At 65.8% G+C, this 21724-nt stretch carries 22 protein-coding genes; 17 read left to right on the forward strand and 5 right to left on the reverse strand.

Going from position 1 to position 21724, the window contains the following annotated elements:
• Window positions 1-10: 10 nt before the first annotated feature.
• Window positions 11-1069 (reverse strand): aminoglycoside phosphotransferase family protein, encoded by a 1059-nt coding sequence (locus tag AB4Z32_RS15745; protein ID WP_442122795.1) that lies wholly within the window; start codon window positions 1067-1069, stop codon window positions 11-13.
• A gap of 95 nt (window positions 1070-1164) precedes the next feature.
• Here AB4Z32_RS15745 and AB4Z32_RS15750 point away from each other — a divergent pair, with 95 nt between their 5' ends.
• The 4 genes from AB4Z32_RS15750 to rsmA are packed head-to-tail and all read left to right on the forward strand — an operon-like array spanning window position 1165 to window position 6748.
• The gene (locus AB4Z32_RS15750; RefSeq protein WP_442122796.1) at window positions 1165-3456 is read left to right on the forward strand and encodes an LPS-assembly protein LptD; all 2292 of its coding nucleotides are present in this window, start codon (window positions 1165-1167) and stop codon (window positions 3454-3456) included.
• 51 nt (window positions 3457-3507) lie between these two features.
• Window positions 3508-4905 (forward strand): peptidylprolyl isomerase, encoded by a 1398-nt coding sequence (locus AB4Z32_RS15755; protein ID WP_442122797.1) that lies wholly within the window; start codon window positions 3508-3510, stop codon window positions 4903-4905.
• Window positions 4906-4908: 3 nt separating this feature from the next.
• Window positions 4909-5952, forward strand: coding sequence for a 4-hydroxythreonine-4-phosphate dehydrogenase PdxA (gene pdxA / locus AB4Z32_RS15760; RefSeq protein ID WP_442122798.1), 1044 nt, complete (start codon window positions 4909-4911; stop codon window positions 5950-5952).
• Window positions 5953-5959: 7 nt separating this feature from the next.
• Window positions 5960-6748: a 16S rRNA (adenine(1518)-N(6)/adenine(1519)-N(6))-dimethyltransferase RsmA gene (rsmA, locus tag AB4Z32_RS15765; protein ID WP_442122799.1), complete on the forward strand. Its 789-nt coding sequence runs from the start codon at window positions 5960-5962 to the stop codon at window positions 6746-6748.
• On the opposite strand, the gene AB4Z32_RS15770 is transcribed toward rsmA, so the two are convergent.
• Window positions 6743-7555: a DUF6851 domain-containing protein gene (locus AB4Z32_RS15770; RefSeq protein WP_442122800.1), complete on the reverse strand. Its 813-nt coding sequence runs from the start codon at window positions 7553-7555 to the stop codon at window positions 6743-6745. The genes rsmA and AB4Z32_RS15770 overlap by 6 nt on opposite strands.
• A 248-nt stretch (window positions 7556-7803) precedes the next feature.
• Between AB4Z32_RS15770 and AB4Z32_RS15775 the strand changes: the two genes are divergently transcribed.
• The gene (locus tag AB4Z32_RS15775) at window positions 7804-7998 is read left to right on the forward strand and encodes a hypothetical protein (RefSeq protein ID WP_442122801.1); all 195 of its coding nucleotides are present in this window, start codon (window positions 7804-7806) and stop codon (window positions 7996-7998) included.
• A 221-nt stretch (window positions 7999-8219) separates the two neighbouring features.
• On the opposite strand, the gene AB4Z32_RS15780 is transcribed toward AB4Z32_RS15775, so the two are convergent.
• Both AB4Z32_RS15780 and AB4Z32_RS15785 read right to left on the reverse strand, forming a co-directional pair.
• Entirely contained in the window at window positions 8220-8915 is a 696-nt protein-coding gene (locus tag AB4Z32_RS15780; protein WP_442122802.1) for a hypothetical protein, read from the reverse strand.
• 22 nt (window positions 8916-8937) lie between these two features.
• Window positions 8938-9546, reverse strand: coding sequence for a hypothetical protein (locus AB4Z32_RS15785; RefSeq protein WP_442122803.1), 609 nt, complete (start codon window positions 9544-9546; stop codon window positions 8938-8940).
• Between the two features lie 195 nt (window positions 9547-9741).
• Here AB4Z32_RS15785 and AB4Z32_RS15790 point away from each other — a divergent pair, with 195 nt between their 5' ends.
• The 3 genes from AB4Z32_RS15790 to AB4Z32_RS15800 all read left to right on the forward strand — a co-directional run bounded on the left by AB4Z32_RS15790 (window position 9742) and on the right by AB4Z32_RS15800 (window position 12478).
• Window positions 9742-10455 (forward strand): HAD family hydrolase, encoded by a 714-nt coding sequence (locus AB4Z32_RS15790; RefSeq protein WP_442122804.1) that lies wholly within the window; start codon window positions 9742-9744, stop codon window positions 10453-10455.
• Between the two features lie 60 nt (window positions 10456-10515).
• Window positions 10516-11529 carry a heat-inducible transcriptional repressor HrcA gene (gene hrcA, locus AB4Z32_RS15795; protein ID WP_442122805.1) on the forward strand — a complete coding sequence of 338 codons (1014 nt, stop codon included), beginning with the start codon at window positions 10516-10518 and terminating at the stop codon, window positions 11527-11529.
• An 82-nt stretch (window positions 11530-11611) separates the two neighbouring features.
• Window positions 11612-12478, forward strand: a complete 867-nt coding sequence (locus AB4Z32_RS15800; protein WP_442122806.1) for an alpha/beta fold hydrolase — start codon at window positions 11612-11614, stop codon at window positions 12476-12478.
• Between the two features lie 63 nt (window positions 12479-12541).
• On the opposite strand, the gene fur is transcribed toward AB4Z32_RS15800, so the two are convergent.
• Window positions 12542-12973 (reverse strand): ferric iron uptake transcriptional regulator, encoded by a 432-nt coding sequence (gene fur / locus AB4Z32_RS15805; protein WP_230026249.1) that lies wholly within the window; start codon window positions 12971-12973, stop codon window positions 12542-12544.
• Window positions 12974-13063: 90 nt separating this feature from the next.
• Between fur and AB4Z32_RS15810 the strand changes: the two genes are divergently transcribed.
• From AB4Z32_RS15810 to AB4Z32_RS15850, 9 genes are all read left to right on the forward strand, one after another.
• The gene (locus AB4Z32_RS15810) at window positions 13064-13681 is read left to right on the forward strand and encodes an outer membrane protein assembly factor BamE (protein ID WP_442122807.1); all 618 of its coding nucleotides are present in this window, start codon (window positions 13064-13066) and stop codon (window positions 13679-13681) included.
• A gap of 5 nt (window positions 13682-13686) precedes the next feature.
• Complete coding sequence (gene dapB, locus AB4Z32_RS15815) at window positions 13687-14499, forward strand: 4-hydroxy-tetrahydrodipicolinate reductase (RefSeq protein ID WP_442122808.1); 813 nt, start codon at window positions 13687-13689, stop codon at window positions 14497-14499.
• Between the two features lie 151 nt (window positions 14500-14650).
• Complete coding sequence (locus AB4Z32_RS15820; RefSeq protein ID WP_230026254.1) at window positions 14651-14977, forward strand: barstar family protein; 327 nt, start codon at window positions 14651-14653, stop codon at window positions 14975-14977.
• A 75-nt stretch (window positions 14978-15052) separates the two neighbouring features.
• Window positions 15053-17698, forward strand: a complete 2646-nt coding sequence (gene leuS / locus AB4Z32_RS15825) for a leucine--tRNA ligase (protein ID WP_442122809.1) — start codon at window positions 15053-15055, stop codon at window positions 17696-17698.
• Window positions 17699-17701: 3 nt separating this feature from the next.
• Window positions 17702-18226, forward strand: coding sequence for an LPS-assembly lipoprotein LptE (locus AB4Z32_RS15830; protein WP_442122810.1), 525 nt, complete (start codon window positions 17702-17704; stop codon window positions 18224-18226).
• A 12-nt stretch (window positions 18227-18238) separates the two neighbouring features.
• On the forward strand, window positions 18239-19252 hold the full coding sequence (gene holA, locus AB4Z32_RS15835; RefSeq protein ID WP_442122811.1) for a DNA polymerase III subunit delta: 1014 nt from the start codon (window positions 18239-18241) through the stop codon (window positions 19250-19252).
• Window positions 19253-19296: 44 nt separating this feature from the next.
• Window positions 19297-20562: a glutamate-5-semialdehyde dehydrogenase gene (locus tag AB4Z32_RS15840; RefSeq protein WP_442122812.1), complete on the forward strand. Its 1266-nt coding sequence runs from the start codon at window positions 19297-19299 to the stop codon at window positions 20560-20562.
• A 45-nt stretch (window positions 20563-20607) separates the two neighbouring features.
• Window positions 20608-21021 (forward strand): CopD family protein, encoded by a 414-nt coding sequence (locus AB4Z32_RS15845; RefSeq protein WP_442122813.1) that lies wholly within the window; start codon window positions 20608-20610, stop codon window positions 21019-21021.
• A gap of 57 nt (window positions 21022-21078) precedes the next feature.
• The gene (locus AB4Z32_RS15850) at window positions 21079-21681 is read left to right on the forward strand and encodes a 2-hydroxychromene-2-carboxylate isomerase (protein WP_442122814.1); all 603 of its coding nucleotides are present in this window, start codon (window positions 21079-21081) and stop codon (window positions 21679-21681) included.
• Window positions 21682-21724: the final 43 nt, after the last annotated feature.

A 21724-nucleotide genomic window follows, 5' to 3' on the forward strand; every position in this document is an offset into this window, starting at 1 on the left:
TTACCTGGAATCAGAAGGTGTAGCCGACCGCCGGCGCCTTGTCCTCGAAGGCATCGAGCAGGCGCAGCAGCGGTTTCAGTTCGGTGTAGCGGTTGGCGGTCTTGCGCACGTAGTCCATCACGGTCGGCAGGTCGCCCATGTAGTGCGGCTTGCCGTCGCGGTAGTTCAGGCGGCAGAAGATGCCGAGGATCTTCAGGTGACGCTGCAGGGCCATGTATTCGAAGTCGCGGTAGAAGGCGTCGATGTCCGGATTGACCGGCAGGCCAACCTGCTTCGCGCTTTGCCAGTAGCGCACCACCCAGTCGAGCACGAATTCCTCGTCCCACTGGACGTAGGCGTCGCGCAGCAGCGAGGCCAGGTCGTAGCTGATGGGGCCGTACACGGCGTCCTGGAAGTCCAGCACGCCCGGGTTGCCCTGGTCGAGGAACATCAGGTTGCGGGAGTGGAAATCGCGGTGCATGAACACCTGCTGCTGGGCCAGCACGTTGGCGGTGATGGCTTCGAACACCTTTTCCAGCTGGGCCTTCTGGATGTCGTTCATCTCGATGCCCAGGTGGCGGCCGATGAACCATTCCGGGAACAGGTTCATCTCGCGCAGCACGAAGGCGCGGTCGAACTCCGGCAGCACGCCGGGCTGGCTGGTCAGCTGGAACTTGATCAGGGCGTCGACGGCGTCCGAGTACATGTAGGGCGCGTTGTCGACGTCGAGGCGCTGCAGATAGGTGGTGGTGCCGAGGTCGGACAGCAGCAGGAAGCCGTCCTCGACCTTGCGGGCGACGATGGCCGGCACGGTCACGCCGGCGTCGAACAGCAGGCCGTCGACGTGGATGAAGGCCGGCACGTTCTCGCGCTCGGGCGGGGCGTCCATCGCGACCAGGGTGTCCCCCAGCTTGGCGCGTAGCGCGGGCACAACATCGAGACGGAAGTAGCGGCGGAAGCTGGCATCGGCCGAGGCGGGGCGCAGGCTCCCGACGTCGACCAGGTCCAGGGTGCCCAGCCATGCGGTCAGTTGGGCCAGCCGGGCATCCTTGTCGAAGGCCGCGGGGGAGTGTTGAGACAGAGAAGACATGAAGCGTCCCGGTGAATCCGGTTGGTGATGAATATTCCCATATAATAAGGGATTCAATCCAAAAAATCGCCCTCTATGGTGCAACGCGATCTTTCATGAGCTGGATTACGGCCCTTCCTTTCCCGCCGCGGCGTGCCGCTGCCTTGTCCGCCCTCGTCGCCGTGGCCACGGGGCCCTTGTACGCGCAGACCGCGCCGGCGGGCTCGCGTAGCGACGACGACCAGCCGACGACCATGCGCGCCGAGGAGTTCGCCGGCCGTCCCGACCGCGAGCTGAACCTGTACCGCAACGTCGAAGTGACGCGCGGCGCCACCGGCATCACCGCCGACACCGCCTGCTTCCGCCAGGTCGAGGACGAAGTGACGGCCCAGGGCCATATCACGATGTGGCGCTTCGGCGACCGCTACAAGGGCGACGCGCTGCAGCTGAACCTCGAGACCGGCAAGGGCTGGGTGCTGAACCCGGCCTACCATTTGCAGATGAATAACGGCCAGGGCAAGGCTGCGCGCATCGATTTCCTGGGCGAGAACCAGGCCGTGGTGGTGGACGGCACCTACAGCACCTGCGAAGGCCCGGATCCGGACTGGTACCTGAAATCCAGCACCCTGAACCTGGACAGCGGGCGCGACGTCGGCACCGCCGGCAAGACCGTCATCTACTTCAAGGACGTGCCCATCCTCGGCACGCCGGCGCTGTCGTTCTCGCTGTCCGGCGCGCGCCGCTCGGGCTGGCTGCCGCCGTCGATCGGCACCGGCTCCAAGGGCGCCGCCGAGATCATGGTGCCGTACTACGTCAATATTGCGCCGAACCGCGACCTGACGCTGTATCCGCGCTATATCTTCAACCGCGGCCTGCAGATGGGCCTGACCGGCCGCTACATCGGCGAGACCGCGCGCGGCCCCTACAGCGGCGAGACCCACCTCGAGGTACTGCCGAACGACCGCGTGGCGAAACGCGACCGCTGGTGGATCGATACCCTGCACAGCCAGGCCCTGGCGCCGGGCTGGACCTTCGGCTGGAACGCGCACGCCGCCTCCGACAACGAATATCCATCCGACTTCTCGCGCACGGTGGCGGCCAGCGCCGAGCGCCAGCTGCTGCGCGAGCTGCGTACCGACTACTCGGGCCATTACTGGAGCGTGAACACGCGCATCCAGAGCTACCAGGTGCTGCAGGATCCGGCCGCCCTCGATCCGAACAATCCGAACGCCGCCGCGCTGCAGGTGGCGCGTCCCTACGACCGCCTGCCGCAGATTAATTTCCACGCCGGCCGCTACGACGTGCTGGGCGGCTTCGACTGGGCGGTGGACGCCGAGCTGGTGCGCTTCTCGCACCCGGAAAAGACCTTCGTACAGGGCAACCGCGCCAACCTGGTGAGCCAGGTCAGCTACCCGATCGTGCGGCCGGGCTGGTTCTTCACGCCCAAGGTCATGCTGCACGCGACCCAGTACGACCTCGACAACAACGTCGACCCGGTGACCAAGGTGGCGCGCAACCGGATCTCGCGCGTGCTGCCGACCGTGTCGCTGGACAGCGGCCTGATCTTCGAGCGCCAGAGCTCGCTGTTCGGCGAGAATTCGACCCAGACCCTGGAGCCGCGCCTGTTCTACGTGCGCACCCCGTACAAGGACCAGAGCGAGATCCCGAACTTCGACACCGCGGTGGCCGGCTTCAACTACGCCCAGCTGTTCACGGAAAACCGCTTCGTCGGCGCCGACCGGGTGTCGGACGCCAACCAGCTGACGGCGGCGGTGGTGTCGCGCTTCATCGAGGCCAATGGCGCCGAGCGCCTGCGCCTGGTGGCCGGCAGCCGCTACTATTTCAGCGATCCGCAGGTGAACCCGCGCGTGCGCCTGAACAGCGCCGACAAGGCCGAAGTCACCCGCTCGGACGCCCTGCTGGCCGCCTCCGGCCGCATTTCCGAGAACTGGACCTTCGACAGCGGCGTACAATACGACGCGCAGAGCCGCAGCCTGTACAGCAAGAACTACGGGGTGCAGTGGAATCCGGCGCCGATGAAGGTGCTGAATTTCGAATACCGCTATCAACGTGACACCATCGGCGCCGCCAGCGGTTTCCGGAATGCCGACGTGTCGGGCCAGTGGCCCTTGTCGCGGCGCTGGTATGGCGTGGCGCGGGCCAGCTACTCGCTGCGCGACCGCAAGCTGCTCGAGGGCCTCCTGGGGCTCGAGTACAAGGCCGATTGCTGGGTGTTCCGCCTTGGCGCGCAGCGTTTCGTGACCGCCCTGCAGACCACCTCGACGCCGATCTTCTTCCAACTGGAGCTGAACGGCCTGTCGCGCCTGGGCTTCGGCAATCCGCTGGAAACCTTTAACAAGAGCATCCCGGGTTACACCCGGCTGAATACCAACGTCGGCCGCCCCTGAGCGGTCGGGCCATGGACAACTAGAAACCCTGAAATGAGTGCTTCCCTGAATATGCGTACTACCCGTTTGCATCAAGTCAAGCTGGCCGCAGTGCTGCTGTGTGCCCTCGCTGCCGGCGACGTCCTGGCCCAAGCCGCCGGTACGCCGGCCGCCCCTGCCGCAAAGCCGGCGCAGTCCACCGGTTTCCTGCCGCCGGCGTCGAGCAGCGCCAAGGTCATCGATTCCGTGTACGTCATCGTCAACGACGAGGTCATCACCAAGCGTGAAGTCGACAACCGCGTCAACGAAATCACCGCGCGCCTGCGCGCCCAGAACGCGCAGCTGCCCAATCCGGAAGACCTGCGCCGCCAGGTGGTCGAGGCCATGATCACCGAGCGCGCCCAGCTCCAGCTGGGCAAGGAATACGGCATCCGCGTGTCCGACATCGAGCTGGACCGCGCCATCGGCCGCATCGCCGAGTCCCAGAAGATGAGCGTGCAGGAGATGCGCAACCAGATGGAGAAGGAGGGCATGACCTTCGCCCAGTTCCGCGAGCAGATCCGCAACGAGATCGTCATGCAGCGCCTGATCGACCACGAAGTCGATGCCAAGATCCAGGTGTCGGAAGCGGAGATCGACACCTACCTGGCCGCCGAGAAGGCCGCCGCCGCCGACCGCATCGAAGTCGACATCTCGCAGATCCTGGTGCGGATCCCGGAAAACGCCTCGCCCGAGCAGATCGCGGCGCGCAAGGCGCGTGCCGACGAGGTGGCGCGCCAGCTGCGCACCGGCGCCGACTTCGCCAAGATGGCGGCCACCTATTCCGATTCGCCGGACGCCCTGCAGGGCGGCGCGGTCGGCTGGCGCGATCCGAACCGCCTGCCGCCGGTGTTCGCGGCCGAGCTGGTGAAGATGAAGGCCGGCCAGGTGACGCCGGTGATGCGCACCAACGTCGGCTTCCACATCCTGAAGGTCAACAATGTGCGCAAGCCGGAAGCCCAGCAGCAGGAGCAGGCCGCCGCCAACGTGCAGCAGGTTCACGCCCGCCACATCCTGCTGAAGATCACCCCGACCCAGAGCGAGGAAGAGGACCGCAAGAAGCTGCTCGAACTGAAGGCGAAGATCGAGGGCAAGCAGGCGACGTTCGAAGACCTGGCGCGCCAGAATTCGCAGGACAGCCTGGCCTCGAAGGGCGGCGACCTGGGCTGGGTCGAAGCCGGCGACATCCCGGATGAACTGGCGACCGCGATGCACGCGCTGCAGCCGGGCCAGATCTCGGATCCGGTCAAGACCCCGTTCGGCATGCACATCGTGCAGGTCGTCGAGCGCAAGACCGAAGACACCTCGAAGGACAAGGAACGCGCCACGGCGCGCCAGGTGCTCACCGAGCGCAAGCGCCAGGAAGCGATGGAAGACTGGGCGCGCCAGGTGCGCGACCGCGCCTACGTCGAGTTCCGCGAGGAGCAGTAAGCCATGGCGATCCCGGGCGTACGTCCCACGCTGGCCGTCACCGTCGGCGAGCCGGCCGGGATCGGTCCGGAAATCGCGATCCGCGCCGCCTGGGCCCTGCGCGAGCAGGCCAGGTGCGTGCTGGTCGGCGATGCCGCCTTCCTCTCGCTGACGGCCAGCCTGATCGACCCGGACATCCGCCTGTCGGCGCTGTCGACGATGGCGCTGCGCCATAGCGGGCTGCCGCATTTCGGCCCGGGCACGATTCCCGTCATCGACGTGCCGCTCGAGGCCCACGTGGTGCCGGGCCAGCTCGACGCCGCCAACGGCCGCGCGGTGCTGGCCACGCTCGACCTGGCGATCGAAGGCTGCAAGGCGGGCTGGTTCGACGCCATCGTCACCGCACCGCTGCAGAAGAGCACCATCAACGATGCCGGCATCGCCTTCTCCGGCCATACCGAATACCTGGCCGAGAAGACCGGCACGCCACGGGTCGTCATGATGCTGGCCGGCTCGCCCGGACAGGACCAGCCCTACCTGCGGGTGGCGCTGGCCACCACCCACCTTCCCCTGAAAGACGTGCCGGCCGCGATCACGCGCGAGACGCTGGACCAGGTGCTGGACATCCTGCACGCCGACCTGCGCGGCAAGTTCGGGCTCAAAGCGCCGCGCATCCTGGTCACCGGCCTGAATCCGCACGCCGGCGAGAATGGCTACCTGGGCCGCGAAGAAATCGACGTCATCGAACCGGCCCTGGCCGCGGCGCGCGGGCGCGGGATCGACGCGCGCGGCCCGTATCCGGCCGATACCCTGTTCCAGCCGAAGTACCTTCAGGACGCCGACGCCGTGCTGGCGATGTACCACGACCAGGGCCTGCCCGTGCTCAAGCACGCCACTTTCGGGCGCGGCGTGAACATCACGCTGGGCCTGCCCCTGATCCGCACCTCGGTCGACCACGGCACGGCCCTCGACCTGGCCGCGCAAGGCCTCGGCCTGGCCGATTGCGGCAGCATGGAGGAGGCGATCCGCATCGCCCTGTCCATGGTCCGCGCCCGAGCAACAACTTAAGAATCCCATGAAACACGTAGCCCGCAAGCGCTTCGGCCAGAATTTCCTGACCGACGACCATGTCCTTCACAACATCATCGATTCGATCGGTCCGCGCAAAGGCGACACCATGGTCGAGATCGGCCCCGGCCTGGCGGCGATGACTTCGCTGCTGCTCAAGGAACTCGACCACATGCACGTGGTCGAACTGGACCGCGACCTGGTGACGCGCCTGGAGAAGGCCTATCCGCGCGAGCGCCTGACCGTCCATTCGGGCGACGCCCTGAAGTTCGATTTCGGCTCGATTCCGGTGCCGGAAGGGAAGAAGCTGCGCGTGGTCGGCAACCTGCCGTACAACATCTCGAGCCCGCTGCTGTTCCACCTGGCCGACTTCGCCCACCTGGTCGAGGACCAGCACTTCATGCTGCAGAAGGAAGTCGTCGAGCGCATGGTGGCCGAGCCCGGCACCAAGGCCTACAGCCGCCTGTCGGTGATGCTGCAGTGGCGCTACGACATGTCGATGCTGTTCGTGGTGCCGCCCACCGCCTTCGATCCGCCGCCGCGGGTGGATTCGGCGATCGTGCGCATGGTGCCGACCCGCCGCCAGTTGCCGGCCGATGCCGCCACCCTGGAAGCGGTGGTGGCCAAGGCCTTCTCGCAGCGCCGCAAGGTCATCCGTAATTGTGTGGCCGGCATGTTCACCGAGCAGCAGTTGGTCGAGGCCGGCATCGATCCGGGCGCGCGTCCGGAAGCGGTGGGGCTGGAGCAGTACGTGGCGCTGGCCAACCTGCTCAAGCCGGTGTCACCGGCCTCATAATCTTCCTTCCCAATGGCGGCGCGCATCGTCGAATGCGCGCGCGCCCACCTGCCTGCCCAGTTCCTGCCCGGCCAAGCCGGCGCCGACATGCGTGTCGGCCCGCGTCCGGCCCCGCATCCCGCTCCGCATCTCGTTCTCGAAGCGCCTGATCACTTCGTTCGCCGCCGCGCCGGCGCTGCCGTGGATGGCGGCCGGCCCGGCCGTCTCCCGCTCTTGCGCGTCGCCCCAGCCGGCGATGCTGGCGTCGGCCAGGGCATTGGCGAGCGCGAAGAACAGGCGCACGTCCTGGTCGTCGTCATGGCCCTCGCGTTCGGACAGCCGGTGCGCCGCCAGGCACCAGCGGCCGGGCGCCGGTTCGGCAGGCGTCGCCGTGGCGGCCGGGGTGCCGGCGCGGTGACAGAAGTCGAGCATGCTGACGGCCTGGATGCGGCCGATGCCGGCCGGGCTCAGCTGTCCGCCGGGCGCCGCCCGATCCAGTTCCAGGCCGGCCATCCAGGCGTCGAACATGGCTTGCTGGCCCGGGAAGCGCTTGCCGAGCGCGAACCAGGCCGCATGGCTCATGGCGCAGGCCTTGCTGGCGGCGCTGCGTTCGGCGCAGGGCAGCCGCACCCTTACCCCGTGCGCGGTCTGGCGGGCGGCGCCGTCGTAGGCGGCCCAGGCGTTGTACATGCAGGTGTGCAGGATCGCCAGCGAGCGCGCCGCTGCCGGCGGGCCGGGCTGCGCCGCGCGGATCGCCTGCAGGGCCAGCCGGTTCCAGCCGGCCACGGTGCCGGCCATGCCGGCCGCCGCGCCCGGATCGAGTTTCAAGAAGTTCTCCCGCCTCATGTCGCCTCCGCATTTGTGCCGCCGTCGAGTATGGCGAGCACAGGCGCGCAGGCTGTTGAGCGTTCTCAGGCGTAAAAGGCAGCCGGCGCAACGCATAGCCCCGGTTTTTGGGCGTCCATCCCGCGTTTTTTGCAGTTCGTCGCAGTCCGCTGGAAGGAGGGGGCGCGGACGCCTACAGTGACACCATCGAAAGACAAAACGCAACGCACTTCACCCGAAGGAGAACCGAAATGAACGTCATGAAAAACATGGAAGCGATCTTCCTGGCAGCCGTCGTCCTGGCCGGTGTCACCAGCGCAGCCAGCGCCGCCAGCGCCAATGCGCACGAACGCTACAACGCCCAGGTGTCGATCGAAGGCAAGCAGATGGCGGTGGTGACGGTGACGGCGAAGCGCTTGAGCGCAGCAGAGAAAGCAGCCATTTAATTGCTTCCTGCAAGAGACTGCTTCCTGAAAGAGACAGCCCGGAAAAAGGCGAAAAAAAAGCCCGCTTTTGAGGGCGGGCTTAAATCCAATTCTTTTCTGAGGAGAGTTGGAGGAGACAGGAAGCAGTATGCTGCGTTACAGCATATTCGTCCAATTTTCGTTTGGAATATTTGATATTCGCAACGAAAATATCTCCTCCGCAACCACCTCCCTGGCGTCGATCAGCTGTTCTTGACGCAGGTGACAGCCACGTCCTTGACGCCGCCGTTCTTTTCCTGGGCATCCAGCATCACGCCGGTGCCGTTGCTGGAAACGGTGCAGGTGTAGCCGGTCGGCTGGGTCAGTACCGTGATACCGAAGCTCGTGCCATAAGGCACTGCGCTCATCGCGAACGGAACCGACGCGTCGGTGCTGCTGCCGGCGATGGTGACGGTGCTGTTGCTGCCGTTGGTCAGGGTCACGCTCACGTCGGCGGAGGGCAGGCCGGTGATGGTGCCGCTCAGCGAGTACGACAGGATGGAGCAGTTGTAGAACACCTCGATCGCCGGCGTGCGTGCCGATTCGAGCGAGGCGCTCTGGCCCGCCGTCCCATACTCGCGCGGGATGCCGCCGCTGACGCAGTTCTGGTGCGCCGGCTGCGAGCCGCCGCCGAGCGCGGCGGTGCCGCCTTTCGGCACCACGTTGTAGTAGGTACCGTAGTCGAGACCGTTCGCGAAATACAGGACCTGGGTGTCGCCGGCCTTGGCGGGCACCGGAACGGCCAGTTCCTGGCCGTTGGTGGTCAGGATCAGACCCGGATACTGGACGTTGGAGACCGTCACCTTGACCGGGTAGGTCTCCTTGCCGCCGCCGCCGCAGGACGCCAGGACCACGGATGAAGCCAGGATCAGGGCCGGGCGCACGAGGTGGAACTTCATACTTTACTCTCCAGTTTCCAGATTATTGGGTCTTGGGACCGCAGGTGACCACAGGCGTGGTGCCCGGGCCGGTGGCGGTCATGGTGCCGGTGCCGCCGCTGATCGTGCAGGTCTGCGTATCCGGCTGGTTCAGGATGGTCACGCCGTACGCGCCGTCTTCCGGAATGTCGCCGATGGGCACCGGTTGGCTTGCATCGGCCGCCGTCACCACTTTGCGGTTGGAACCGTTGACGAGTTCCAGGCCGGTGCCGGTCAGGCCGATCACCGTGACCGACAGGGTATGGGTCTTGATCGTGCAGAACACCGTCGGCACCGTGGTGTAGACCGTATAGTAGTTGGCGCGCGCCTTGTTGTTGCTGAAGGTGCAGGCGCTGACGTTCGACGGCAGGGACTTGTACGAGATGTTGAACTCGTCGTCGGTCGACAGGTATTTCTTGAACTGGACGGTGCTAGCGCCGGCCGGAACCGCGATCTCGTCGCCGTTGCTCTGGTTGACCAGTACCAGGCCTTCCTTGGTCACGCCGCCGGCGATGGTTACGGTCAGGGGCAGGTCACCGCTGCCGCCGCCGCAGGCGGACAGGCCAAGCGCGCATGCCAGCGCAGCGCCGGCATACAGGATCGAACTCTTCATAGAATCTCCGTTGGACGGGATGGCGCACGGCAGGACCGGCGGCACCGCTGAGTAGAATATTGCCCGACATTTTAGAGCATTTGCCAAGCCGCAGCCTCATTTGCCTTTGTATCACGGTGTAACGACATCTGCATGCCGTTGATTTTCAAGGCCGGCCTCGCTATCCTTGACCCGCCCTCCCTCCGACCCCCGAGCATGACGACGACCCCACGCGCCTGGCCCAAGGCCCTCCTTTTCGACCTGGACGACACGCTGTGGCCGATCGCCCCGGTGATCCTGCAAGCCGAAGAGATCCTGTTCGCCTGGCTGCGCGAGCACGCGCCGCGCGTGGCCCAGCGCTTCACCATCGACAGCCTGCGCCAGGCGCGCCTGGAACTGCTGGCGCAGAAGCCGGAGTTCCAGCTCGACCTGGGCAAGCTGCGCCGCGCCGGCCTGCTCGCCGCCTTCGAACAGGCCGGCGAGGATGCCGCCAAGGTGGAGCTGGCGATGGCCGAGTTCTTTGCCGCGCGCAACGCCGTGGTGCCTTACGACGACGTGGTGCCGGGATTGCTGCGCCTGAAAAACAAGGTGCTGCTCGGCGCGATCACGAACGGCAATGCCGACCTGCGGACCATCGGCCTGGCCCACCATTTCCGGGCGTCGGTATCGGCGCCCGCGTTCGGCGTGGCCAAGCCGGATCCGGCGATCTTCCTGGCCGGCTGCCGCGAACTGGGCGTGGCCCCGCTTGACGCCGTCTATGTGGGCGACGACGTGCTGCTCGACGTCCAGGGCGCCCAGCGCGCCGGCCTGCGCGGGGTCTGGATGAACCGCAACGGCAGCCGCAAGCATATCGAACACGGCGTCGAGCCGGACGCGATCGTGCGCGATGTCGACGAACTGCTGGACTGGCTCGAGCGCAACCATGCCTGAAGCGTGGTTGACGGCACGCATGACTGCACACGCGGCGGGCGAACAGGCATAATGTGAACCATGCAACTCGATAACCGTGCACAAACCCTGCTGAAAGCCCTGGTCGAGCGCTATATCGCCGACGGCCAGCCGGTCGGCTCGCGCGCGCTGTCGAAGATTTCCGGCCTCGACCTGTCGCCGGCCACGATCCGCAACATCATGGCCGACCTCGAGGAGATGGGCTATGTCGCCAGCCCCCACACCTCGGCCGGCCGGATCCCGACGCCGCGCGGCTACCGCATCTTCGTCGACACCCTGCTCACCGTGCGGCAGATCGACGAGAACGCGGTCGAAGCCGGCATGCGCCTGCCCGCGCACCAGCCGCAGAAGGTGATCGCCAACGCGGCCCAGATGCTGTCCTCGCTGTCGCAGTTCGCCGGCGTGGTGCAGAGCCCGCGGCGCGAATCGGCGTTCCAGCAGATCGAATTCCTGCGCCTGTCGGAAAAACGCATCCTGCTGGTGATCGTCGACCCGCGCGGCGACGTCCAGAACCGCCTGCTGCTGACCGACGTCGACTACAGCCCCTCCGAGCTGACGCAATCGGCCAACTACCTGAACCAGAATTTCGCCGGCCTGTCCTTCGACCAGGTGCGTGCGCGCCTGACCGGAGAATTGCGCAAGCTGAGCGACGACATGGCGCGCCTGATGCAGTCCGCGGTGGATGCGGGCAGCGAAGCCCTGCAGGAAACCGACGACATGATCATTTCGGGCGAGCGCAACCTGCTGTCGGTGGCCGACCTCTCGTCGAATATGAGCTCGCTGCGCCAGATGTTCGAGATGTTCGAGCAGAAGACCGGCCTGATGCAGCTGCTGGACGTCTCCAGCAAGGCCGGTGGCGTGCAGATCTTCATCGGCGGCGAATCCAAGCTGGTGCCGATGGACGAGATGAGCGTGGTCACCGCGCCCTACGAGGTGAATGGCAAGATCGTCGGCACCCTCGGCGTGATCGGCCCGACCCGCATGGCCTATGAGCGGGTGATCCCGATCGTCGATATCACGGCCAAGCTCCTCTCGAACGCGCTCAGCCACTCCTGAGGTTTCTTACAGTTTCGGCAGGAACCCCCGGCGGATATAGTCGGTTCATTGCGCCGCGCGCGCCATCCGCCAAGGAATTGCCGTGAACCGATTCAGACGTCCCCTTATTCTCGCCGCCATCGTGCTGGTGTGCGGCGCCGTCGCACGCACCGGCGCCTCCGCGCCGGAGGAGCGCATCGCCGTGGGCGCCTGGCAGGTGCAGGCGGCGGAGCAGGGCAGCGGACGCTATACCGTCATCTTCGAATCCGGCTTCGGCACCGGCCTGGATACCTGGCGCAAGGTGGCGCCGGAGCTGTCGAAGTCGGCGCACGTCATGAGCTATTCGCGCGCCGGCCATGGCAGCTCCGACCCGCGCCCCGAACCGCGCAGCATCCTCCAAAGCAGCCGGGAGCTCGACCAGCTGGTGGCCGCGGCGGGGCTGAAGCCGCCCTTCATCCTGGTCGGCCATTCCTACGGCGGCTTGCTGGCGCGCGCCTTCGCGCTGCGTCATCCCGGCCAGGTGGCCGGCCTGGTGCTGGTCGACCCGGCCGACGAACGCTTCAATCCGGGCCTGCGCAGGCTCGATGCAAGGCGCGCGGCGGACGACGACCGGCAGTTCGACGCCCTCGTGCCGGCCAGGTTCAGGGCGGAGTACGACGCGCTGAAGCCGGTCCTCGACCAGGGGGCGCTGCCGCCGCCGCTGGACGGCAAGCTGCCGGACGTGCCGGTGGTCGTCCTGACCTCGGTGCAGCAGTTCGACAAGCCGGAATTCTTCCTGCAGAGCGTGGAGGCGGTCGCCCTGAAGCGCGACCTGCACGCCGATTTCCTGCGCCAGTTCAGCGAAGGCTCCCAGGTGCTGACCCTGAAAAGCGGGCACAACATTCAGAAGGAAGAGCCGGAACTGGTGATCGCGGCGGTGAACAAGGTCATCGCCGCGGCCAGCCGGCGCGCGGCGCAGGACAAGCTGTAGGAGACGCGCAGCTTAGAACCTATCCAGTAGGCAGGAGCGACTCCGGCCTACTGGGATAGGTTCTTAACGGTGCCGGTGCGGGCAATCCGTCTTCTGGCAGTTGCCGTAGATGGCGAGGGCGTGTTCGGCGATCTTGAAACCGCGCTCGAGGGCGATCTTCTGCTGGCGGCTTTCGATCTCTTCGTCGTAGAACTCCTCGACGTGGCCGCAGTCGAGGCAGACCAGGTGGTCGTGGTGCGAACCGGCGTTCAGCTCATAGATGGCTTTGCCGGTTTCAAAGTGATTGCGGTTCAGGAGACCGGCCTGTTCGAACTGGGTCAGCACGCGGTACACCGTCGCCAGGCCGACGTCCATGTTCTCGTTCAGCAGGGTCTTGTATACGTCTTCCGCCGTCAGGTGCCGTACCGTGCTGTTCTGGAAGATCTCCAGGATTTTGAGCCGCGGCAGTGTCGCTTTGAGGCCGCTGGCCTTCAGGTCGGTTGGGTTGTTGCTCATGTTTTGTTACTCTTAGATGGGCCGAGATAGGCGTAGTGCTTTATGATATAGCGTTTCTAGAATCTCGCTCAATCGTTTTTAAGGTTAGATATGCGCGTCATGAATGCCGTTTTCCATCGTTCCCACGCCCGGGCCGCGCTCGTGGCCGGCCTTGCCGTCACGGCGCTGACGGTCTCCGGCTGCGCATCCTGGCGTAACCAGACCAAGCCGGCAGCGCCGGTGAGCACCGCCCCGGCCGCGGTCGCCGCCGATGCCGACAAGTCCGCGGCAATCGCGAATTCGGGCGCGCAGACGACCACCGTCACCAAGCTGCAGAAATTCCTGTGGGTGTTCTCGCCGTATCGTCCGGACATCCAGCAGGGTAACTTCGTGTCCCAGGAAATGCTGACCCAGCTGAAGGTCGGGCAGACCCGCGACCAGGTCAAGTTCATCCTCGGCACCCCGTTGCTGACGGACGCCTTCCACGCCGACCGCTGGGACTATCCCTTCTACCTCGCGCGCGGCAACGGCGAGCTGACCACCAGCCGCGTCACTGTCTACTTCAAGGACAACCTGCTGGCCAAGATCGACGGCGGCAACCTGCCGAGCGAGCGTGAATACATCTCGCGCCTGATCGGCATCTCGAAGTACGAGACCAAGACCGAACAGGAATCGCTGGACGAACTGAAGCGCAAGCGCGAAGACGCGGCCAAGCGCGGCGGGGAGTAAGAGTCATGACGCAATTGAATATTGCCGTCGCCGGCGCCAGCGGCCGCATGGGCCGCATGCTGATCGAGACCATCGCGGCAGCCGACGACGCCACCCTGGCCGGTGCACTCGATCGCGCAGGCAGTCCCTTCATCGGTTCGGATGCGGGCGCCTTTTCGGGCCAGCTGACCGGCGTGACGATCCGATCAAGCCTGGAGCAAGGCCTGGCCGGCGCCCAGTACCTGATCGACTTCACCCGCCCGGAAGGCACGCTGGAGCACCTGGAATACTGCGCCGCCCACGGCATCAAGCTGATCATCGGCACCACCGGCTTCGATGAAGCCGGCAAGGCCGCGATCCGCGCCGCCGCCGAAAAGACCGCGATCGTGTTCGCGCCGAACATGAGCATCGGCGTGAACGTCACCCTGAAGCTGCTGGAAATGGCGGCGAAGAACTTCTCGCAGGGCTATGACATCGAGATCATCGAAGCCCACCACCGCCACAAGGTCGACGCCCCGTCCGGCACCGCGCTGAAGATGGGCGAGGTCATCGCCGACGCCCTCGGCCGCGACCTGCAACAGTGCGCCGTCTACGGCCGCGAAGGCGTGACCGGCGAACGCGACCCCTCGACCATCGGCTTCGCCACCGTGCGCGGCGGCGACATCGTCGGCGACCACACCGTGCTGTTCGCCGGCATCGGCGAGCGCATCGAGATCAGCCACAAATCGAGCAGCCGCGTCAGCTACGCCCAGGGCGCCCTGCGCGCCGCACGCTTCCTGGCCGACAAGCCGACCGGTCTGTACGACATGCAGGATGTGCTGGGCCTGAAAACCACCTGAGCCCGCGTTATCTGCACGCCCGCCGAACTGGACGGCTTTGTCAGCGATCTGCTGGCATACTGGCCGGGACGGCGGGCGTTTTTTATCCCGCGAACGTATAAATACCGTCATTCCCGCCTCCACGGGAACGACGATGAATCGGAGAATCCCTATGGCCACCGTCGAACTGAACGGCGCCGCAATCGTCGACACCGAAAGCTTCCACGCCGAGAGCCAGCGCGCCTTCGGCTTCCCGGACTCCTATCCGCACACCATGGATTCCTGGGTCGACTGCCTCAGCTACCTGCGCGACGAGGACGGCATGAGCAGCATCCGCCTCGGTCCGGACGAGACCCTGCACATCGTCGTGCTGCATTCCGACGCCATGCGCGAACGTGCCGAGGACGTGCTGGAGGAAATGGCCTTCTGCATCATCGGCATCAACGAGCGCTACGAGGACTACGGCGAAAAGCCGGCCCTGGAGCTCGAGCTGCGGTAGGGCGGGCTCTCCGAGCCCGCTAGGTGAATCAACCAGTATAATGTTCTGCTCACCTCCATTAGTCCGCAGAACATCATGCAAGATAAATATAGTCCAGCCGAAGTCGAACAGGCCGCCCAGGCCTACTGGAAGTCGATCGACGCCTATAAAGCGGTCGAAAATGACCCGCGTTTCCCAAAAGGCAAGTATTACGCCTGCTCGATGCTGCCTTACCCGTCCGGTAAGCTGCACATGGGTCACGTGCGCAACTATACGATCAACGACGTGATGTACCGCTACCTGCGGATGAACGGCTACAACGTGCTGATGCCGATGGGCTGGGACGCCTTCGGCATGCCGGCCGAGAACGCGGCAATGGCGAACAACGTGCCGCCGGCCGAATGGACTTATTCGAACATCGCCCACATGCGCGGCCAGATGGAGTCGATGGGCCTGGCCATCGACTGGTCGCGCGAAATGACCGCCTGCAAGCCGGACTACTACAAGTGGAACCAGTGGATGTTCCTGAAGATGCTCGAGAAGGGCATCATCTACCAGAAGACCGGCACCGTGAACTGGGACCCGGTCGACCAGACCGTGCTGGCCAACGAGCAGGTCGTCGACGGCCGCGGCTGGCGTTCGGGCGCGCTGGTCGAAAAGCGCGAGATCCCGATGTACTACGTGCGCATCACGGACTACGCCGAGGAGCTGCTGGACTACGTCGACAATAAACTGCCGGGCTGGCCGGAGCGCGTGCGCATCATGCAGGCCAACTGGATCGGCAAGTCGACCGGCGTGCGTTTCGCCTTCCCGCACGTGATCATGGACGAGCAGGGTGAGCTGATCAACGAAGGCAAGCTCTACGTCTTCACCACCCGCGCCGATACCATCATGGGCGTGACCTTCTGCGCGGTCGCCGCCGAGCACCCGCTGGCCACCCAGGCGGCCAGGGATAATCCCGAACTGCAGGCCTTCATCGCCGAGTGCAAGCAGGGCTCCGTGATCGAAGCCGACATGGCGACGATGGAAAAGAAGGGCATGCCGACCGGCCTGTCCGTCATGCACCCGATCACCGGCGAGCAGGTGCCGGTCTGGGTCGGCAACTATGTGCTGATGACCTACGGCGACGGCGCCGTGATGGGTGTGCCGGCGCACGACGAGCGCGACTTCGCGTTCGCCAAAAAATACGAGCTGCCGATCAAGCAGGTCGTCGCGGTGGAAGGCGAGACCTTCTCGCTGGACGGCTGGCAGGAGTGGTACGGCGATAAAGAGAAGGGCGTGCTGATCGACTCCGGCAAGTACGACGGCCTCGATTACACCGCCGCCGTGAACGCCGTGGCCGGCGACCTGGCCGAGAAGGACCTGGGCGACAAGAAGGTCACCTTCCGCCTGCGCGACTGGGGCATCTCGCGCCAGCGCTACTGGGGCACGCCGATCCCGATGATCCACTGCGAGAAGTGCGGCACGGTGCCGGTTCCGGAAAAGGACCTGCCGGTCGTGCTGCCGGAAGACTGCGTCCCGGACGGCACCGGCAACCCGCTGAAGAAGCACGAAGCCTTCCTGAAGGTCGACTGCCCGTGCTGCGGCGCGCCCGCCCGCCGCGAGACCGACACCATGGACACCTTCGTCGACTCGTGCTGGTACTACATGCGCTATACCTCGCCGGGTTCGAACGACCAGATGGTCGACCCGGCCCGCAACGATTACTGGATGCCGATGGACCAGTACATCGGCGGCATCGAGCACGCCGTGCTGCACCTGCTGTACGCGCGCTTCTGGACCAAGGTGATGCGCGACTTCGGCCTGGTGAAGTTCGACGAGCCCTTCGTCAACCTGCTCACGCAAGGCATGGTGCTGAACGAGACCTACTACCGCGAAGACGAATCCGGCAAGAAGACCTGGTTCAACCCGGCCGACGTCGACCTCGTACTCGACGACCGCGGCCGCCCGCAGGCGGCGGCATCGAAGCTGGACGGCGCACCGGTCATCATCGGCGGCACCGAGAAGATGTCGAAGTCGAAGAACAACGGCATCGACCCGCAAGCCCAGATCGAGCAGTACGGTGCCGACACCGCCCGCCTGTTCACCATGTTCGCGGCGCCGCCGGAGCAGACCCTGGAGTGGTCGGAGTCGGGCGTGGAAGGCGCGAGCCGCTTCCTGCGCCGCGTCTGGGCCTTCGCCCATGCGCAGCGTGAGCGCATCGCCGCGGCGCTGGCCGGCCAGCAGCAAGGGACGCTGGACGACGACCAGAAAACCCTGCGCCGCGAAGTGCACAAGATCCTGCAGCAGGCCGACTACGACTTCAAGCGCATCCAGTACAACACGGTCGTCTCGGCCTGCATGAAGATGCTGAATACCCTGGAGTCGGCCAAGCTGGCCGAGGGTTCGGCGAGCGACGCCGTCATTACCGAAGGCCTGTCGATCTTCCTGCGCATGCTGAACCCGGTGGCGCCGCACATCACCCACGCGCTGTGGCAGGAACTGGGCTACGCCGGCGTGTACGGCGACATCCTGAACGTGCAGTGGCCGGAAGTCGACCCGGCCGCGCTGGAGCAGTCCGAGATCGAGCTGATGATCCAGGTGAACGGCAAGCTGCGCGGTTCCGTCAAGGTGCCGAAGGGCGCCGACAAGGCCGCCATCGAAGCCGCGGCTCTGGCCTCGGAAGCGGCCCAGAAGTTCGTCGAAGGTACGCCGAAGAAGGTCATCGTCGTCCCCGGCAAGTTGATCAACATCGTGGTGTAATCGATGCCGGCCTCCTATAAGAAAGTAGTGGTGCGTTCCGTCGCGGCGCTGGTAGTAGCAGCGTCGCTGGCGGCCTGCGGCTTCCAGTTGCGCGGCTCGAACGGCAGCTACACGATGCCCTTCCACAGCCTGTTCCTGACCTTCCCGGACACCTCGCCGCTCGGGACTGAACTCAAGCGTAATTTACGCGCGGGCGACGTCGCCATCGCCGACAAGCCGGACCAGGCGGAAGCGCAGTTCGTGGTGCTGAGCGAGAACCGCGGCAAGTCGATCCTGTCGCTGAACAGCCTGGGCCGGGTGCGCGAATACCTGCTGACCTATACGCTGACCTTCGCGGTCCGCGACAGCAAGGGCGTCGAGCTGCTGCCGGCCACCGAGATCACGCTGCGCCGGAACATGGCCTTCGACGAGACCCAGGTGCTGGCCAAGGAATCCGAGGAAGCGCTGCTGTACCGCGACATGCAGGCCGACCTGGTGCAGCAGATCATGCGCCGCCTGGCCGCGCTCCGGCCAGCGCCGGCCAAGTAAGGAAGAGAGACTATGCAGTTGCGGCCTGAGGCGCTCGACGGGCAGCTCGCCAAGGGGCTGGCGCCCCTGTACGTGATCACCAGCGACGAGCACCTGCTGGCGCTGGAAGCGGCGGACAAGATCCGCCGCGCCGCGCGTGCGCAAGGCTATTCCGAGCGCGACGTGCTCACGGTCGAGCGCAACTTCAAGTGGGGCGAGCTGCTGGCCGCCAACCAGGCGATGTCGCTGTTCGGCGACAAGAAGCTGATCGAGCTGCGCATCCCCGGCGGCAAGCCCGGCAAGGACGGCAGCGCGGCCCTGCAGAACTACGCGAAAGACCTGAACCCGGACAACCTGACCCTGATCACCCTGCCCAAGCTGGACTGGCAGACGGCGAAGGCGGCCTGGGTGGCGAACCTGCAGCAGGCCGCGGTCTACGTCGAGATCCCGAACGTGGAACGGCCCGCATTGCCGGCCTGGATCGGCATGCGTCTCTCGGCGCAGCAGCAGAGCGCAGACCGCCAGAGCCTGGACTTCATCGCCGATCGCGTCGAGGGCAACCTGCTGGCGGCGCACCAGGAAATCCAGAAGCTGGGACTGCTGTACGAGCCCGGCAAGCTGAGTTTCGAGCAAGTCCAGGACGCCGTGCTGAACGTGGCGCGCTACGACGTGTTCAAGCTGTCCGAAGCGATGCTGGCCGGCGATCCGGCGCGCCTGGTGCGCATGCTGGAAGGCCTGAAAGGCGAGGGCGAGGCGCTGCCGCTGGTGCTGTGGGCGGTGTCGGAGGAAATCCGCACGCTGCTAAAATTGAAGGCAGGGATGGCGCAGGGACGCCCGCTGGGCGCGCTGCTGAAGGAATACCGGATCTGGGGCCCGCGCGAGCGCATGATGGAACCGGCGCTGCGCCGCATCTCGCTGCCGACCCTGGAAGCGGCCATGCAGGAGGCGGCCCAGGTCGACCGCATGGTCAAGGGTCTGCGTGCGAAGCAGTTCGCGGGCGATGCCTGGGATGCGATGCTGCAGCTGGCATTAAGAGTAGCCTCATGACGTAGGGTGGGCATGGGTGCCCACCCTATATACGGACGACGCAAATGGACATCAACGAATACATGCAAACCATCGGCCGCCAGGCGCGCGCGGCCTCGCGCGCGATGGCGCGCGCCGACAGCGCCGCCCGCAACAAGGCGCTGCTCCTGATCGCCGACGCCATCGAGCGCGACGCCGCCTGCCTGCGCGACGCCAATGCGCGCGACCTCGATGCCGCCCGCGCCGCCGGCCTGGCGCCGGCCCTGCTGGACCGCCTGGCGCTGTCCGACAAGGCGATCGCCACCATGGTCGACGGCCTGCGCCAGATCGTCGCGCTGCCGGATCCGATCGGCGAAATCTCGAACATGAAGTTCCGCCCAAGCGGCATCCAGGTCGGCCAGATGCGCGTGCCGCTGGGCGTCATCGGCATCATCTACGAAGCGCGCCCGAACGTGACGGTGGACGCGGCCGGGCTGTGCATCAAGAGCGGCAATGCCGCCATCCTGCGCGGCGGTTCGGAAGCCATCCATTGCAACCGCGCCCTGGCCGAGCTGGTGGCGGAAGGGCTGCGCGGCGCCGGCCTGCCGGAACAGGGCGTGCAGGTGGTCGAGACCACCGACCGCGCCGCCGTCGGCTTTCTTATCACCATGCCGGAATACGTGGACGTGATCGTGCCGCGCGGCGGCAAGGGCCTGATCGCGCGCCTGATGCAGGAAGCGACGGTCCCGATGATCAAGCACCTGGACGGCATCTGCCACGTCTACATCGACGCCAAGGCCGATATCGCCAAGGCGCTGCCGATCGCGATGAACGCCAAGACCCACCGCTACGGCACCTGCAACACGATGGAAACCCTGCTGGTGGCGCGCGCCATCGCGCCGACGATCCTGCCGCAGCTGGCCGAGCTGTACGCGACCAAGGAAGTCGAACTGCGCGCCGATCCGGAAGCGCTGGCGATCCTGCTGGGCTATCCGCACCTGGCGCCGGCAACCGAGGAAGACTGGAGCACCGAATACCTGGCGCCGATCCTGGCGGTCAAGATCGTGGCCGATATCGACGAGGCGATGGAACACATCAACACCTATTCGTCGAAGCATACCGACGCCATCGTCACCGAGGATTACACCGACGCCATGCGCTTCCTGCGCGAAGTCGATTCGGCCTCGGTGATGGTGAACGCCTCGACGCGCTTCGCCGACGGTTTCGAGTACGGCCTGGGCGCCGAGATCGGCATCTCGAACGACAAGCTGCATGCGCGCGGGCCGGTGGGGCTGGAGGGGCTGACTTCGCTGAAGTATGTGGTGTTCGGCCACGGCGAGATCCGCCAATAATTTCTCCGTCGTCCCCGCGGAGGCGGGGACCCATTTAGGAAAAAAATGTACCTCTGGATCAAAGCCTTCCACATCGTCTTCATCGCCTCCTGGTTCGCCGGCCTGTTCTACCTGCCGCGCATCTTCGTGAACCTGGCGCAGGAAACCAATCCCGCCACGATCGAGCGCCTGCTGGGCATGGGACGCCGCCTCTACCGCTTCACCACGATGCTGATGATCCCGGCCCTGGTGCTGGGCCTCTGGCTGTGGCTGGGCTTCGGCATCCGCGGCGGATGGCTGCATGCAAAGCTGGCGCTGGTCATCCTGGTGATCGGCTACCATCACGCCTGTGGATCGCTGCTGAAGAAGTTCGAACGCGGGGCGAATACGCGCAGCCATAAATGGTTCCGCGTGTTTAACGAAGTCCCTGTGCTGCTGCTGATCGCAATCGTGATCCTGGTCGTTGTGAAGCCATTTTAATTATTCGGGGTCGGAGCCCGATTCACTCGGGTGGGCTCTGACCCCGACTGACTACACATGAGCAAAACCATCCAGTACTATTTCGCGCCGCATTCGCCCTGGGCCTATCTGGGCCATGAGCGCCTGCTCAAGCTGGCGACCCGGTACGGCGCGATGATCGAGCCGAGGCCCGTCGACCTGGGCGCGGTGTTTTCCGAAACCGGCGGCCTGCCGCTGGCCAAACGTCCGCCGGCGCGCCAGGCCTACCGGCTGCAGGAACTGCAGCGCTGGTCGGCGCACACCGGACTGCCGCTCAACTTGCATCCGAAGTTCTTCCCGGTCGATCCGGTGCCGGCCGCGCTGCTGCTGGTCGCCGCGCGCGAGGAGCAGGGCGCCGACCAGGCTTTGGCCCTGGCCGGTGCGGTCATGCGCGCGGTCTGGGCGGAAGAGCAGGACATTGCCGACGCGGCCACCCTGGCGCGGCTGGCCGACGACACCGGTTTCGACGGCGCGGCCCTGGTGGCGGCGGCACAAGGGCCGGCGGTGCGCCGGAAGTTCGAAGGATTCACGAAGGAAGCGCTGGACGCCGGCGTGTTCGGCTCGCCGTGGTATGTGGTCGACGGCCAGGGTTTCTGGGGACAGGACCGGCTGGATTTCGTCGAGCGTCTGCTGCAAGTTTGAACCCCGGGTAATCGGGCGAGAAGGGCGGCCGGGCTCATTCCGG

The organism is Massilia sp. 2TAF26 (assembly GCF_052115005.1).
In the GTDB taxonomy this organism is placed as follows: domain Bacteria; phylum Pseudomonadota; class Gammaproteobacteria; order Burkholderiales; family Burkholderiaceae_D; genus Telluria.

Excerpts from the sequence above, each read along its gene's own strand:
- AB4Z32_RS15780 (WP_442122802.1), bottom strand. The coding sequence starts at position 8,915 with ATGAAGTTCCACCTCGTGCGCCCGGCCCTGATCCTGGCTTCATCCGTG.
- AB4Z32_RS15755 (WP_442122797.1), top strand. The coding sequence starts at position 3,508 with ATGCGTACTACCCGTTTGCATCAAGTCAAGCTGGCCGCAGTGCTGCTG.
- leuS (WP_442122809.1), top strand. The coding sequence starts at position 15,053 with ATGCAAGATAAATATAGTCCAGCCGAAGTCGAACAGGCCGCCCAGGCC.
- AB4Z32_RS15810 (WP_442122807.1), top strand. The coding sequence starts at position 13,064 with ATGCGCGTCATGAATGCCGTTTTCCATCGTTCCCACGCCCGGGCCGCG.
- AB4Z32_RS15840 (WP_442122812.1), top strand. The coding sequence starts at position 19,297 with ATGGACATCAACGAATACATGCAAACCATCGGCCGCCAGGCGCGCGCG.
- AB4Z32_RS15850 (WP_442122814.1), top strand. The coding sequence starts at position 21,079 with ATGAGCAAAACCATCCAGTACTATTTCGCGCCGCATTCGCCCTGGGCC.
- AB4Z32_RS15790 (WP_442122804.1), top strand. The coding sequence starts at position 9,742 with ATGACGACGACCCCACGCGCCTGGCCCAAGGCCCTCCTTTTCGACCTG.
- AB4Z32_RS15830 (WP_442122810.1), top strand. The coding sequence starts at position 17,702 with ATGCCGGCCTCCTATAAGAAAGTAGTGGTGCGTTCCGTCGCGGCGCTG.
- pdxA (WP_442122798.1), top strand. The coding sequence starts at position 4,909 with ATGGCGATCCCGGGCGTACGTCCCACGCTGGCCGTCACCGTCGGCGAG.
- holA (WP_442122811.1), top strand. The coding sequence starts at position 18,239 with ATGCAGTTGCGGCCTGAGGCGCTCGACGGGCAGCTCGCCAAGGGGCTG.
- AB4Z32_RS15750 (WP_442122796.1), top strand. The coding sequence starts at position 1,165 with ATGAGCTGGATTACGGCCCTTCCTTTCCCGCCGCGGCGTGCCGCTGCC.
- dapB (WP_442122808.1), top strand. The coding sequence starts at position 13,687 with ATGACGCAATTGAATATTGCCGTCGCCGGCGCCAGCGGCCGCATGGGC.
- AB4Z32_RS15845 (WP_442122813.1), top strand. The coding sequence starts at position 20,608 with ATGTACCTCTGGATCAAAGCCTTCCACATCGTCTTCATCGCCTCCTGG.
- AB4Z32_RS15785 (WP_442122803.1), bottom strand. The coding sequence starts at position 9,546 with ATGAAGAGTTCGATCCTGTATGCCGGCGCTGCGCTGGCATGCGCGCTT.
- AB4Z32_RS15820 (WP_230026254.1), top strand. The coding sequence starts at position 14,651 with ATGGCCACCGTCGAACTGAACGGCGCCGCAATCGTCGACACCGAAAGC.
- rsmA (WP_442122799.1), top strand. The coding sequence starts at position 5,960 with ATGAAACACGTAGCCCGCAAGCGCTTCGGCCAGAATTTCCTGACCGAC.
- hrcA (WP_442122805.1), top strand. The coding sequence starts at position 10,516 with ATGCAACTCGATAACCGTGCACAAACCCTGCTGAAAGCCCTGGTCGAG.
- AB4Z32_RS15745 (WP_442122795.1), bottom strand. The coding sequence starts at position 1,069 with ATGTCTTCTCTGTCTCAACACTCCCCCGCGGCCTTCGACAAGGATGCC.
- AB4Z32_RS15775 (WP_442122801.1), top strand. The coding sequence starts at position 7,804 with ATGAACGTCATGAAAAACATGGAAGCGATCTTCCTGGCAGCCGTCGTC.
- fur (WP_230026249.1), bottom strand. The coding sequence starts at position 12,973 with ATGAGCAACAACCCAACCGACCTGAAGGCCAGCGGCCTCAAAGCGACA.